Annotated in this window: 15 protein-coding genes; 10 read left to right on the top strand and 5 right to left on the bottom strand. The window is 32.7% G+C overall.

Going from position 1 to position 14142, the window contains the following annotated elements; all coding sequences use genetic code 11:
• Positions 1-221 precede the first annotated feature (221 nt).
• The 8 genes from ABIL69_02595 (at position 222) to ABIL69_02560 (ending at position 8643) form a co-directional block, all read left to right on the top strand.
• Positions 222-1223, top strand: a complete 1002-nt coding sequence (locus tag ABIL69_02595) for a Gfo/Idh/MocA family oxidoreductase (GenBank protein ID MEO0122876.1) — start codon at positions 222-224, stop codon at positions 1221-1223.
• Positions 1220-1711, top strand: coding sequence for an acyltransferase (locus ABIL69_02590; GenBank protein ID MEO0122875.1), 492 nt, complete (start codon positions 1220-1222; stop codon positions 1709-1711). Before ABIL69_02595 ends, ABIL69_02590 begins: the two co-directional genes overlap by 4 nt.
• Positions 1712-1728: 17 nt before the next feature.
• Positions 1729-2886: a DegT/DnrJ/EryC1/StrS family aminotransferase gene (locus tag ABIL69_02585; GenBank protein MEO0122874.1), complete on the top strand. Its 1158-nt coding sequence runs from the start codon at positions 1729-1731 to the stop codon at positions 2884-2886.
• 21 nt (positions 2887-2907) lie between these two features.
• On the top strand, positions 2908-4233 hold the full coding sequence (locus ABIL69_02580; protein MEO0122873.1) for a sugar transferase: 1326 nt from the start codon (positions 2908-2910) through the stop codon (positions 4231-4233).
• Between the two features lie 98 nt (positions 4234-4331).
• Positions 4332-5738, top strand: coding sequence for a capsule assembly Wzi family protein (locus ABIL69_02575; GenBank protein ID MEO0122872.1), 1407 nt, complete (start codon positions 4332-4334; stop codon positions 5736-5738).
• A 10-nt stretch (positions 5739-5748) separates the two neighbouring features.
• On the top strand, positions 5749-6660 hold the full coding sequence (locus ABIL69_02570) for a UbiA family prenyltransferase (protein MEO0122871.1): 912 nt from the start codon (positions 5749-5751) through the stop codon (positions 6658-6660).
• A gap of 4 nt (positions 6661-6664) precedes the next feature.
• Positions 6665-8257: a tetratricopeptide repeat protein gene (locus ABIL69_02565; protein ID MEO0122870.1), complete on the top strand. Its 1593-nt coding sequence runs from the start codon at positions 6665-6667 to the stop codon at positions 8255-8257.
• Positions 8254-8643 carry a hypothetical protein gene (locus tag ABIL69_02560; protein ID MEO0122869.1) on the top strand — a complete coding sequence of 130 codons (390 nt, stop codon included), beginning with the start codon at positions 8254-8256 and terminating at the stop codon, positions 8641-8643. The genes ABIL69_02565 and ABIL69_02560 overlap by 4 nt, the downstream gene beginning before the upstream one ends.
• Positions 8644-8761: 118 nt before the next feature.
• Here ABIL69_02560 and ABIL69_02555 read toward each other — a convergent pair whose 3' ends face one another.
• A complete protein-coding gene (locus tag ABIL69_02555; GenBank protein ID MEO0122868.1) occupies positions 8762-8938 on the bottom strand; it encodes a tetratricopeptide repeat protein in 177 nt (58 codons plus the stop codon).
• 91 nt (positions 8939-9029) lie between these two features.
• Here ABIL69_02555 and ABIL69_02550 point away from each other — a divergent pair, with 91 nt between their 5' ends.
• The gene (locus ABIL69_02550) at positions 9030-9332 is read left to right on the top strand and encodes a hypothetical protein (protein ID MEO0122867.1); all 303 of its coding nucleotides are present in this window, start codon (positions 9030-9032) and stop codon (positions 9330-9332) included.
• Positions 9281-9904 carry a nucleotidyl transferase AbiEii/AbiGii toxin family protein gene (locus ABIL69_02545; GenBank protein MEO0122866.1) on the top strand — a complete coding sequence of 208 codons (624 nt, stop codon included), beginning with the start codon at positions 9281-9283 and terminating at the stop codon, positions 9902-9904. Before ABIL69_02550 ends, ABIL69_02545 begins: the two co-directional genes overlap by 52 nt.
• Positions 9905-10211: 307 nt before the next feature.
• Here ABIL69_02545 and ABIL69_02540 read toward each other — a convergent pair whose 3' ends face one another.
• The 4 genes from ABIL69_02540 to ABIL69_02525 all read right to left on the bottom strand — a co-directional run bounded on the left by ABIL69_02540 (position 10212) and on the right by ABIL69_02525 (position 14136).
• Positions 10212-11261, bottom strand: coding sequence for a serine hydrolase (locus ABIL69_02540; GenBank protein ID MEO0122865.1), 1050 nt, complete (start codon positions 11259-11261; stop codon positions 10212-10214).
• 11 nt (positions 11262-11272) lie between these two features.
• Positions 11273-12226, bottom strand: coding sequence for a phosphotransferase (locus ABIL69_02535; protein ID MEO0122864.1), 954 nt, complete (start codon positions 12224-12226; stop codon positions 11273-11275).
• Between the two features lie 5 nt (positions 12227-12231).
• On the bottom strand, positions 12232-12906 hold the full coding sequence (locus tag ABIL69_02530; GenBank protein ID MEO0122863.1) for a sugar phosphate nucleotidyltransferase: 675 nt from the start codon (positions 12904-12906) through the stop codon (positions 12232-12234).
• Between the two features lie 72 nt (positions 12907-12978).
• A complete protein-coding gene (locus ABIL69_02525) occupies positions 12979-14136 on the bottom strand; it encodes a DUF1343 domain-containing protein (GenBank protein ID MEO0122862.1) in 1158 nt (385 codons plus the stop codon).
• Positions 14137-14142 lie beyond the last annotated feature (6 nt).

The following is a 14142-nucleotide window of genomic DNA, read 5'->3' as shown; positions in this document are numbered from 1 at the left end:
TGGCTTTCATGGTGTATACTTCCTCCGGAATATCTATTGCGATCATAGGGGCTCCTTTCAGGAAATATATACTTGGGAGTCCCTATGTTTTCGAGTACCTGAGTAAGATAATTTATTTTGATTAAATAACCCCATTTCGGTAAGATTATTTTTGATTCAAATCGAACCCTTGACTTTCAGAATTGGTTATATATAATAATGCAATTTAAAAAAGGACAAAGATGAAAATAGCGGTAATCGGCGTGGGTTATTGGGGTCCGAATTTGGTTCGTAATTTGCTCAATAATAAAGCAGTCAGTGAAGTCTACTGCTTTGATATTGATGCAAAAAGATTGCATAATATTAAACAGCAGTTTCCAATAGTAAAGATTGTTGATTGCTACGAGGATATATTAAACAATCCTAAAATTGTTGGCGTTTGTATTGCAACCCCTACGAGTACGCATTTTCCTTTAGCAAAATTGGCAATTGAACATAATAAGAACGTTTTAATAGAAAAACCATTTACCGTAACGGTGCGTGAGGCGGAAAACTTGATTGAGCTCGCCAGCAAAAAGGGGCTAAAACTTCTGGTTGACCACATATTTATGTATAACGGTGCGGTTCGTAAAATAAAGGAAATTATTGAATCAGGAGAAATAGGGAAGATTTTATACTTTGATGCAGTTCGCGTCAACCTTGGACTTTTTCAACATGATGTTAATGTGCTTTACGACCTTGCCACCCATGATATTTCAATAATGCTATATCTTTTAAACAAAAATCCTAAAGCCGTGTCCGCAATTGGTATTGGTCATTATAATACAATAGAAGATATAGCATATATGACATTATTCTTTGATGATAATTGCATAGCCCATTTCCATGTAAACTGGCTTGCACCCGTAAAGGTTAGAAGAATTTTGATCGGTGGTTCTCAGAAGATGATTGTTTATGATGATATGGAAACAGTAGAGAAGATAAAGGTATATGATAAAGGAGTTGAGATAAAGACAAAAGAAGGTATTTATAAAACTTTGATTGAATATCGCACCGGTGATATGTATGCACCGAAATTTGATACAACTGAACCCCTTTCAGTGTTAATAAGAGAATTTATTGATGCAATAAAAAATGGGGGAGAACCGTTATCAAATGGTAAAACCGGTCTTGAAGTTATAAAAATTTTGAATGCGGCTCAAAAATCTTTAAAAAATAATGGTTGCATAGTGGAGTTAAAATGAAAACGATAAATAAAGTTGATAATCACCAAATTATAAAAGATGTAAGAATAGGTGAGAATGTAAAAATTTTTGGTTTTGTCAATTTGTATGGATGTGAAATAGGTGATAATACAAAGATTGGAACATTTGTGGAAATTCAGAAAAATGCAAAAATAGGAAAGAATTGTAAGATATCTACCCACACCTTTATTTGCGAGGGTGTTACGATAGAAGATAATGTCTTTATTGGGCATAATGTCACTTTTATAAATGATAAATACCCGCGGGCGACAAATCCTGACGGTTCTATGCAGACCGAGGCAGATTGGAAAGTTGTGCCAACACTTGTTAAAAAGGGTGCCTCAATTGGTTCCAGTGCCACAATTCTTTGTGGGGTTACGATTGGTGAAAATGCAATTGTTGGTGCCGGTAGTGTTGTGACAAGAGATGTGCCAGATAATACAGTAGTTGCTGGTGTCCCAGCAAAGATTATAAGGAAAATTAAATAAATTAAAAGGAGGATTAATTGCAGGTTCCTTTTATGGATTTAAAAAGACAATATGAAATGATAAAAGATGAAATAGATGAAGCTATTAAAAAGACAATTGATTCTTGCGCGTTCGTTGCCGGAGAAAAAGTTAAAGAATTTGAAAATAATTTTGCCAGTTATTGTGGTGCAAAATATGGTATTGCAATATCTTCAGGAACCAGTGCAATCTATGCGGCATTAAAGGCACTTGATATCGGTAGGCATGATGCTGTAATTACTGTCCCATATACTTTCATTGCTACTGCTGAAGCAATCAGTTTAACTGGTGCTACACCTATATTTGTTGATATAAGAGAAGATTCCTATACCATTGACCCAGAAAAGATAAAAGAATATATTGAAAAAAAGTGTGAATGGATTGAGAAAAAGAATGTTTTAAGGGATCAGGAAAAGAAATTAAATGTTAAGGCAATAATCCCTGTCCATCTTTATGGCCAGACTGCTGATATGGATGAGATTATGAAGATTGCGAAAAAATATAATCTCGCTGTGATTGAAGATGCTGCTCAGGCACACGGTGCATCATATAAAGAAAAAAAGGCAGGCGCAATTGGTGACCTCAGTGCCTTTAGTTTTTATCCCAGCAAAAATTTAGGGGCTTATGGCCAAGGTGGTATGGTTTTGACAAATAACGAAGAATTGGCAGAAAAAGTGAGAATGTTGATTGACCATGGTCAGAAAGAAAGATATTTCCATGAGTTTGAAGGATGGAATTTCAAAATGGATGGATTTCAGGCAGCAATTTTAAATGTAAAATTAAATTACCTTGATGATTGGAATGAAGACCGCAGGCAGAATGCTTATTATTATAATGAACTTTTAAATGGAATTGATAAAATAATAACACCAAAGGAAATGGATTATGGTAAACACATTTATCATCTGTATGTAGTGCGGGTTCCTGATAGAGATGGCTTTATGAAATTTTTAAAAGAAAATGGCATTGGTACAGGAATACATTATCCCAAACCTCTGCATTTACAAAAGGCATATAATCATCTTGGATATAAAGGGGGTGACTTTCCGGTTTCTGAAAAGTGTGCCAATGAAATTGTTTCTCTACCGATGTTTCCGGAATTAACCAAGCACGAGATTGAATATGTTTGCTCAAAAATAAAAGAATGGGCAGCGTAAATGTGAGCATTTTAAATATGTATGCTTAAAATCATCTTATTGTTTACCGACATTGTCGCAATTGTTACTTCATATTTCTTATCAAAATTTTTGCGATACCATAGTGGTGTCCATTACATTCCCAATCAATTATCTACATTTCTATTTCTCGTTTTCGTAATACTGTTAATTAGTTATCTTTATGATTTGTATAATCATTATTATTACGCCCAATCGGGTCGTGTTTTTTTTAAACTCGTAAACGTCTGGATATTTTCCTTTATTGCTTATGTTATTGTTGGATTTCTTACAAAATTTTATTTCTTGAACAATAGCCGTGGTTTTATATTCTGTTTTTTCTTTATTTCATATCCCCTTGTTACATCTTTCTTACGATTATTAATAATCCCCAAAATTTTAATCAGTTACTTCTCTAAATCCGAACATAGAACTAATTGTAAATATATCGGACCTGAAGATAAATTTAATCAACTTAAGCAATTTTTTGAGGAAAATCCAATCATCGGATTTAATCTAATAAATTCAAATGCTAATGACGAGGAATTAAATAAATCGGAAATTTTTCTATTTAGTTCAGAAAAAGATTTTGGGAATTTGTATAAAGAAATAAAAAGGCATTCATCAATTGGTAGAAAAGTGCATATTGTTACTGGTTTATTCAATGACCTTCCATTGAAATGGGAATGGTGTAAAATAGATAATCTACCAATAGTTTCAATAAAAATTAATGGCGAAAAAAAATGGCAGGTTATTGTTCGACGAATTCTTGATATTATTTTATCACTTATAGTATTAGTCATTTTTTTCCCATTTTTTATAATCGTTGCCCTTGCTATTAAATTGGAGTCTTCAGGTCCCGTAATATATAAGCAAAAAAGATGCGGAAAGGATGGAAATGAATTCACACTTTATAAATTCCGTTCAATGTATAATAATAATTCCCAGGAAAAAAGGGAGAACGATTTTAAGGCATTTATTGAAAATAAGACACAAAAAGGCAAGATTATTAACTATAATGAGATAACAAGGGTGGGCAGAATCTTAAGGAGGACTTCTATTGATGAATTTCCTCAGTTTATCAATGTATTAAAAGGAGATATGACATTGATTGGACCAAGACCACCCATACCTTATGAGGTTAAATATTACAAAGATTGGCATAAAGACAGATTAAAAATAAAACCCGGAGTAAGCGGTCTCTGGCAGGTTTATGGCCGTGGTAGTATGCCCTGTGATTCTTCAATATTTTTAGATTTGATATATGCATTAAATCGCTCCCTCACCCTGGATATAAAATTGTTATTCCAAACAGTACCGGCAGTTATATTGGGAAAAGGAGCATATTAAAAAGATGGTTAGTCATTTTTGGGTGTGGACGCTGTATACTTATAAGTTAATTGTCTATAGTATTTCATATTTAAGGCTTCGCTATAAAACTTTAGAGAATGACTTTTTTATTTATTCTTTCAATCTACTACCCTATTGATTCCTGGCAGAATGAAGTTCTTGAAGAACTTCGGGTAAGAGGTTGTTTTTATACAAAATTCCCGAGCGTTAAACCTTATCCGGTTATTTTAGATTTTGATTCCAATGACAATTTTAATTTTTTAACTAATCGCGTAAAATTGCTCTATGACCGCCTCTGGTTACCAAATTTTTCATTAAAGATTAAAGGTGATACGGTGCAAGTCGGTAGATTCAAACCAATGGTTAATTACAAATTTTCTAATTTCTTATTGTATTTACAACCTGATGTAAAATTTGGAACCGACAGCCTACCACCCAATAAAGTATTCAAAAATCTTTTTTCAGCCGACTATGAGAGAGTTTATGTACGCTATGATAATGAACATTTGGGCATTTTTATTGGCAGGGAAAGATTTTCTATTGGTCCGTCGCCAAGATATAATATACTCCTGTCAGGCTATGGACCACCACTTGACTGGTTTCATTACCGACTTACTGCAAAATACATCCAATTGAGTTATTATCTGAGCCAACTTGATGATATGGTTTGCAAACCACTGGAATATATTGGCGACACAATTAATACATTTATAAACGCACGAAGATATTTAATAATAAAAAGACTTGATTTTACTCCGGTAAGCTGGTTTAATTGCAGTTTTTCTGAAGCAGCGACACAGGGTGGAGAAAATTTTGTTTTAATGCCTTACCATTTCAATCCCCTTGTTTTCATTCATACCCTGCAACACAATTGGGATAGAGATGCAGATTTATTTTTCCATCTTGATGTAAAAATCTTTTTGAAGAATTGTGCATTCTATTCAGCATTATTGGTTGACGATTATCAACTTGAACCTGACCCCAATGGCGAACCGAATCACTTCGGTATAAACTTTGGTACAGAATTTACCGATTTATTTTTAAGGAATAATTTCTTAATTTTTGAATATCACCTTTTATCAAGATGGGTATATTGTATATATGCGCCATATCAAAGGTATATGTATTATGGTTATCCGATAGGTTTTCCTTACGGCCCTGATTGTGATGAATGGTATTTAAAATATGTCCACCATTTAAACGAAAAATTTGATATCTTTATAAACAGCTCTTATCTCAGAAAAGGTGAAAATAATGTGAATTCTATCTGGCCGATACCTGAGAAACCACGAATTCCCGGAACTTATTTCCCAGAAGATAATTACCTATCAGGAGTTTCTCAGAACACTGCAAATATTAATATCGGCGCCAGAGTTTTTTATAAAAATTTATTATTTCTTGAATTCTATTTAGGATATATTAATATTCAGAATAACCAGCATATAAAAGGTAATTCAAAGAATTCAATGCAGATAGGGATGCAAATTGATTTTTTGAAATTATAAATCAAATGTTATGAAATGTAAAAATTCAGTCTGGGATTATATCTTTCTTGCCCGACCGATTTTGCTTATTCCGGTTTGGGCATTTTTTTTAATCGGCTATTACAAGGCGGGTGGGGAAAGATTCCGTTTCAATAAGACATTGATTTTTACAATAATCGCTTATACGGGATTGTTATCAATATTATACATTCTAAATCAGATTGCAGATAAAAAATCTGACGCAATAAATCAAAAGCACCTCCTTATTGCAGAAGGAATGATGTCATTAAGGAGTGCTTATATTGAAATTGGTATACTGCTTGTGGCTACGATTATTTTTTCAATTAATCTACCGCCAATCATAATTATATTTATGATAATTTCATTTCTTTTTGGTATTTTTTATTCTTTACCACCATTCAAAATGAAGGCAATTCCATTTGCAGATTTTTTGATCAATGGCATTGGTTATGGATTTGTCAATTTTTCCGTTGGATGGTTAACCATTAATGAATTTTCTACCCAGTGCATTATAAGTTCTCTGCCTTATGTCCTTGCTGTCAGTGCAATATTTGTGAATACAACTGTGCTTGATATCGAAGGTGACAAAAAATGCGGTTATTTAACAACTGGTGTATTGCTGGATAGAATAAATGCCTCACGATTGGGATTATTTTTGATACTTGCCTGCACAATCACCTCCTTTTTTTTAAAAGATTATATTTGTTTTATACCTTCAGTGACAGCCTTACCGTTATTTGCGATGGCAGCACTTAATGGCGAAGATAAGTATGTTACACTATCAATCAGAATAGGGGGACCTTTACTTATCTTAATCGTGGGGATTATTTTCCCATATTTTTTAATAATTGCTATTTTAATTTTTTTATTTTTACGGATATACTACAAGCAAAAATTTGGAATAAATTATCCGGGACTTTAGTTTTATGGCATTATATCCAAATTCTCAGAGAAATAACTATTTTGTGAGAGCACTTCAGGGAAGAGGAGATGTATATTGTTTACTTGGGATGTATAAAGAAGCAATGGGTGATTATCAGACCTTGAGAAAATTTAAAGAATACAGAATTTATGGAGATAAAGGCATATCGGAGGTTTTCGAGAAAATTGGAAAATATAAATTAGCCTTTAGATTTATTGAAGATGCTTATAATAATTGTTTTGATAAAAACGAAAAAATAGAAATTTTAAATCAAATGTTATTTTTATTACTGAGGCTCGGGAATTTAAAAAAAGCCGAAAAGATAATTACCTGTATAAATAAATTGATTGAAAAAGTTCGAGACGATAGAGGTGAATTATATTTAACTATAGCCCGCTCATTTTACAACTTCGCTATTTTTTGTTATCAGACAGGTAAATACGAGAGGGCAATAGATTTTGTTAAGAAGAGTATGCATATAGCTAATGCCATTAATGAAAGAAGAAGGTTGGCTCTGTCTTATAACTTGATGGGTGTATTATACAGAAAGATATCGCAACCCGAACTTTCATTAAGATATTATAAAAAAAGTTTAAACCTTTTTGCCCAAATTGGAGATATTGCTCAAATCGCTGGTGTTTACAATAATATAGGTTCAGTCTTGGATGAACCTAATGATGCGTTAAAATATTATACGAAAGCATTTGAAATATTTAAAAGCATTGGTTATAAAATGGGTATCGTTGAGTCTATCCATAATATTGCGAATTGTTATCTTGAAGCAGGTTTCTGTAAAAAGGCGTTGGATGAATATAATAAATCCTATACTTTTTCCAATATGATGTCATATCCATTTGGGATCTCTATAAGCCTTACCGGCGTTGCTAAATCATATTTTTATATGGGGAGGTATTATAAAGCCCTGACATATTTATTTAAAGCGCTAAAGCTGTCAAAGAAAATTAATGACCGCGAAGGAGTGTTAGAAAATTACTATCTAATAGCGAAAATAAAAATTGAAAGGTTGGATTCTGATACTTATAAATGGCTTGTTAAGGCAAAAAAATTAGCATTAAATTTACCTAATTATTCTTTTCTTGTTGAAATTTTATTTGATGAATTCAAATTTTTACATCATAAAAAAGCAGAAGGAAAAATTCTAAAACTAAAGCCAATTATTAATACTTTAATAAAAAAAGACTTAAAACAAAGGCATAAAATTTTTCTGAAAATTATGAGCGTAAATATAAAATTTAATTATGCCAATCAACAAGATAAATATTTAATAGAACAGTTAGAAAATTTATTAAATTCAATAAAAGATTATGAACTAATTTTTGAAATAGGTAAAACACTCATAAATATTTATCTTACATATGATATTAAAAAGGCTCTATCGGTATATTCAAGGATTTGTAAATTGTTGAATGGGTGTGAAATGGATGTATATAGATTAGAATTACAATTTTTAAAAGCAAAATTAGACTATTATCGTGATTATAATTGTATGAATACTTTACGACGGGTAATAGCACTATCCAAAAAAATTGGTAATAAAAGATTATATGAAGAAATAAAAACATGGTTGAAAAAATGAAGAGAATAATGATCTTAATAGTATTGCCTTTTATTTTTATCTTTGCGCAGAAAAATGATTCACTCAATGATTCTTTAAAAATATATAAAACACCTGAAATCAAGCCGACAATAAAGATAACGCGCGATGAATGGTTTTCTCAGGATAAATTTTTACACTTTTATTTTTCTGCATCAATCGTCGGGCTCAGTTATCATACCCTGGTTAATCGTTTGAATCATGATGAAAATCAAAGTAAAATTTTTTCTGTATCATTTACTGCAATAGTAGGATTAGGAAAAGAAATTTATGATAAAAAGAAAAAAGGACATTTTTCTTGGAAAGATTTATGCTGGGATGGAGCAGGATTGACCGTTGGTTATTTTGCGTTTGTCCATAGATATTGAGTAATTGGGGATTTTGAGAAACTTGGGGGCAAGGCTTTAAACCTTGCAGAAACAAAAAATGCAAACCTAAAGGTTTGCCCTACAATGTAATTAACCATAAAACCATCTACCCACCCAACTATCCAACCATCAAGCCATCCAACAATCCCTTTACTTCTTGTGAATCCGGAATTATCTTCAAGACTTTTTGTAGTATTTTTCGTGCATCATTTTTGTTCCCGTGTTCCAGACAACTTTTTGCAAAATTTATTGCTTCAGTCTCAAATTGACTCAAAATTTTAAACCTCATATCCATTGACCAATTATCAAAATTCTTCTTAAAAAGTTCACTGATATAAAATCAATTTCTACTTGAATTCCTGATAAAATCTGGTATAATAGATGGTATGAAAAGCATACCCAAATGCATAAAAAAATATTTCTGGGAGACAGATTTAGATAAGTTAGATATTAAAAAATATCGTATTTATATTCTCAGGCGGATTATGGAATATGGTGATGAAAAAGCGGTTGCTTGGTTATGGAAAAATTTTAAAAAATCAGAAATGCGCAAGGTACTGATTGAAAGTCGTGGTTTTTCAAAAAAGAGCGCTAACTATTGGGCAGTTATTTTGGATTTACCTAAAGAGAAGGTGCGATGTTTGAACAAACACTTACAAAAAAAGCAAAGAAGAATCTGGCCCTATTAGGGCAGTCAAAGATTCTGAAAGATGCATACCTGGCTGGTGGCACAGGAGTCGCACTCCAATTAGGACATCGTATCTCAGTTGATCTTGATTTCTTCACACCAAAGGATTTTATACCGAAAATATTTTCTGCCCGGTTATCTCAGTTAGGAGTATTTAAAGAAGAACAGGCAGATAAAGGAACGGTTTTGGGAATTTTTGAAGGAGTGAGATTCAGCCTTTTTGTATATAAATATCCTTTGCTTTTCAAACCATTAAAATACCAGTTACTAAATATCGCCGATATTAGAGACATTGCGGCTATGAAAATTGATGCAATAGCAACCCGTGGATTAAAAAGAGATTTTATTGATTTGTACTTTACATGCAAGGCAGGTTATAGTTTAACTGAAATATTGAATTTTTATGATAGAAAATACCAAAATTCAGCTTCTAATTTCATCCACATTCAGAAAAGTTTAATTTTTTTTGATGATGCAGAGAAGGACAAAATGCCGAAGATGATAAAACCAGTCGTCTGGAAAGAGGTTAAAGAATATTTTGCAAAAGAAGTGAAGAAATTAGCCGTAGGATAAACATGTCTGGATTAACCATCCAACGGTCCAATTATTAACCCAAGCAAGGGGTTAGCACGGGATATAAAGCGCATAATGGTAAATGGAGATAAAAGGTTCACGCCTTAACTCCAGCCATAGAAACATCTAATCATCAAACAATAAAACTATTAGACTATCCGACTATGAAACGATGTCGAATAAAACTTTAGCTTTGCATAAATGACTTAGTTGAAAAATCTCAAGTAGAACTGAAACACTTCTGGGTCAGAAATTATCTTCAAGGGCTTCTTTAAAATCTTGCTGTACCCGTTTTATTTTCATGAATTTATGTAAAACAGCATACAAGCAATTGCACAACTTTTTTTCTTATCTTGGGCATCCTGCCGAGATGTACTTCTGGGTGGACGCTATTAGATAATAATATCACTATTAAATTTTTCTTCGGGTCAGCCATAATCATTGTGCCGGTGAATCCGGTGTGCCCGAATGCTGAATTGGATAAAATTCCTGGATAGGGATTCATCCACCAGCCAAGCCCCCTTTTTTCTTTGCCCCCGGTCCAGTCTTTAATCATTAATCTCAAAGTACTCGGTTTTACAATCTCACCATTTAAATATGCCCGCATTATTTTCGCCAGTTCTTCAGCGTTAGAGAATAGTCCTGCATTTCCGGAAACACCATTAAATGCATAAAAACAATTTCCATCATGAACTTCGCCCTTAATTAAATAATCACGCCATTTTACATTTGATATATCACCATACGCTTTTGCCTTTTGTTTTTCGTGCTCGTTTCCTAACTCAGTAGGAGCAATGTTTTTTATTTTTTTTGATGGATTGAACAGTGTATTTTTCAAACGCAATCTTTTAAATATTTTTTCTTTGCAAAAAATATCCAGACCTTGATTTGTAATTCTTTCAATCATCAATCCAAGAATGATATATCCTAAACACGAATAAACGACTTCTTTTTTGCCTGTATTTATACGGGAAAGATAATCAATCCTTTCCTGTGGATTGAGTAAATATAATGGAAACCAGGCAGGCAAACTGGAGGTGTGGGTGAGTAATTCCTTTATTGTCTTTTTACCATTCGGTTTATCTTTGAAATCAGGGAGATATTTTTCAATACGGTCATTGAGTTTAATCTCTTTTTCTTCAAATAGCAACATAATCGCCATTGCGGTGCACAGAGGTTTTGTCAGCGAGGCAAGGTCATAGATTGTATCTTTGTTTAATTTCTCTTTTCTGGGAAAAATCTGCCGATAACCAAATACTTCATAAATGTAAACATCTTTATTATTCCCAACCCACAATACTGCTCCAGGAATCTTTTTTAATTTAACACAGTTATCTAAAAATCTGCACAGTTCCATATATTGCATGGTTAAATACTTAAACAATTGTTTAATTGTTTAATTGATGAAATGTTGAAGAATAATTTGCTGAATTCGCTACTCTCTAATTCAGTAATTAGCAATCTTAGTCCGCGCGGGATATACTTCTTAAAGTGCGTTTTCCCTTTATTCAGTGAAAGGTTTGCAAAGGCACCGAGCGCCTGCATATGTCTCTGGATAGCGGTAATCTGGTAAATTTCAAAAAATTTTTCTTTTGCAATCTTTACTTTCTTTTTCTCCAAACAACTCAAATAATACGAAATTAATTTATTTTCATTTTTTCTATCAATACGAACATACGCATCCCTTAATAAAGATGCAAGGTCATAGGTTAATGGCCCAATCCTTGCTGACTGAAAATCCACAATTCTAATTCTTCCATTTTTTACAAAGATATTCTGTGATTGATAATCCCTATGCATCAAAAAATTGTTTATTGGTTTTACCGCCTCAACGACCTTTTTATGTAATAAATTCAAATCCCCTTCAATTTCACAAATTTTTTCATCAGGTATCTTGCAAAATTGTTTCAAAAAAAATTGCTTAAAATAATCCTGTTCCCATTTGATATGCTCACTATCATAATAATTATTCACTGGTGCATTCTTATATCCATCAACCTGCAATTTAACGAGTTCCTCTATTGACTTTTTGTAAAATTTTATCCAATCTTTACATCCATTGCACATCAAACTGTATAGAGAATCATTTCCCAAGTCTTCCACTATCGCATAATCTTTTTTAACTTCAATCAATTTCGGTACACCAACACCAATACTTAAAAGATGCCTCAATATTTTCACATAATCATTAATATTTTTATCCTCAATAAGAATATAAGTCTTTTTATCCTTTTTAATGCGATAAAATTTCCTATCCGACCCACCGGTAATAATCTCTTCAACAAATTCATACCTGTTTAGTCTTTTACTAAATATGTGCATTTTTTCTATTTCCAGAGCCGATTTTTTCGGCATTTCAAAGAACGATAAACCCCTAAAATACCTATATCATACCAAATGCTGTCTGTCATATAAGGATATAGAAACTCGCCATTTTTTATAGCGTTGTTATAGACTTCGGTAAGGCTGAAGACCTTTTTGTTTTTTGGAAAATATCTAAAAATTCTTTTTGAAAGAACAGCGATCCCCGCATAGGTATAACAGCCATTCGTTCTCTTTTTATAAAACTTTATAACGCGATTTTTTGAAATTTTAACCCGATTTGTTTTATAATTCTTCACCAAGACAATCGTTGCCAGTGGTTTTATCTTTTTATGCTTTTTTAATACCTTTTTTAAATCTATATCTGAAAGGATATCACAATTGTGGATCAAAAAATCTTCAGATACGAAATTCTTGAAATGGAGTAATGCACCACCAGTTCCGGATAGATATTTTTCAAACACGAATTCTATCCCGCGCAAATTTTGTAATGATTTTTTTATTAGGTCTGCTTTGTAAAAAAGATTGATTCCAATATTTTTTATTCCTGCCCTTTTTAACTTCTTGATAATCAATTTTATTATAGGAATACCATTTATCGGTAATAAAGGCTTGGGTATTTTCTTTGTTATATTGCCGAGCCTTTTGCCTAAACCTGCGGATAGAATGATTGCATTCATAAGTTTGTTAAATAAATACCGACAGATATGAGACCCTGAAATAAATTCAGGGTGACATAGAAATTCTCCATACTATTCATAAAGTAAATACTTCACACGCTTCTTTTTAAATTCCTTTAGTTCTTTTTGCCACCTTTTTTTCATTGTTCCCACTGATTTGCCTTTTTCTATTGCCTCTCTTATCCAGGAGTTACCAATCAAAATATCAAACGGCATTTTATTTTTCTCAAATTCATAAGGCGGTTTGCGCCAGGTAAATTTTTTGGGGTAAAGTTCTTTTATTGTAGAAATTATTTCAAGCCCGGTACAAACTGGATCAAAATTCTTGAGATCATTTACATAGATCTGTGCGCCACCGCAGATTTTGCCGCAATATTTATGAAAGGTCGGAATGAATTTCAGAGGCCGGAATTCTACACCCATTATATTTTTTCTATTCAGTTCTTTCACAAGTTTTTCTTCTTGTATCCAGGGTGCACCAAATATCTCAAATGGTCTGGTAGTCCCCCTGCCTTCAGATATATTTGTTCCTTCAAGGAGACACATTCCTGGATAAACAAGTGCGGTCTCAAAAGAAGGCATATTTGGTGAAGGAACGGTCCATTTTAGACTACAATCAGGAAAATAGAATTTTCTTTTCCAACCTTCCATTTTTATGACTTCTAAATCAACGCCGAGATGTTTTTCAACATTTATCATATTACAGATTTCACCTATAGTCAAACCATGTCGCACTGGCATAGGATATAATCCAACGAAAGACACAAATTTCTCTTCAAGGACCGGACCCTGGACAGTCAAACCATTCAATGGATTGGGTCGGTCAAGAATTACCATTTTTTTCTTTAATCGGGCTAACTCTTTCAATAATAATAATGCACTCCAGACAAATGTATAATATCGGGTTCCTATATCTATTAGATCAACCACCAGGGTGTCAATTTCTCTTATAATACTAAGTTGTGGCACAAGTTTTTTGCCATATAGACTTAGAACCGGAATTCTTTCCTGTTTATGGTTTTTGACATAAATTTGGTCTTGTAAGGCGCTAAATAACCCATGCTCCGGTGCAAAAATAAATTTCAGATTAATCTTTCTGCAATCAATAAAATGGTAGATTGTGGGTCTTAATTTACAGTCGGTTGCTGCAATATTTGTTAATAAAGCGAGGTTTTTATTCTTAAACATAGCAAAATTTTCCGCTATAAGTCTGTCAATTCCAGTTAGCATAATTAA

Source organism: candidate division WOR-3 bacterium (assembly GCA_039802005.1).
Classification (GTDB): domain Bacteria; phylum Hydrothermota; class Tepidihabitantia; order SM23-42; family JAOAFX01; genus JAOAFX01.
This window is presented reverse-complemented; position numbering and strand designations above follow the sequence as displayed.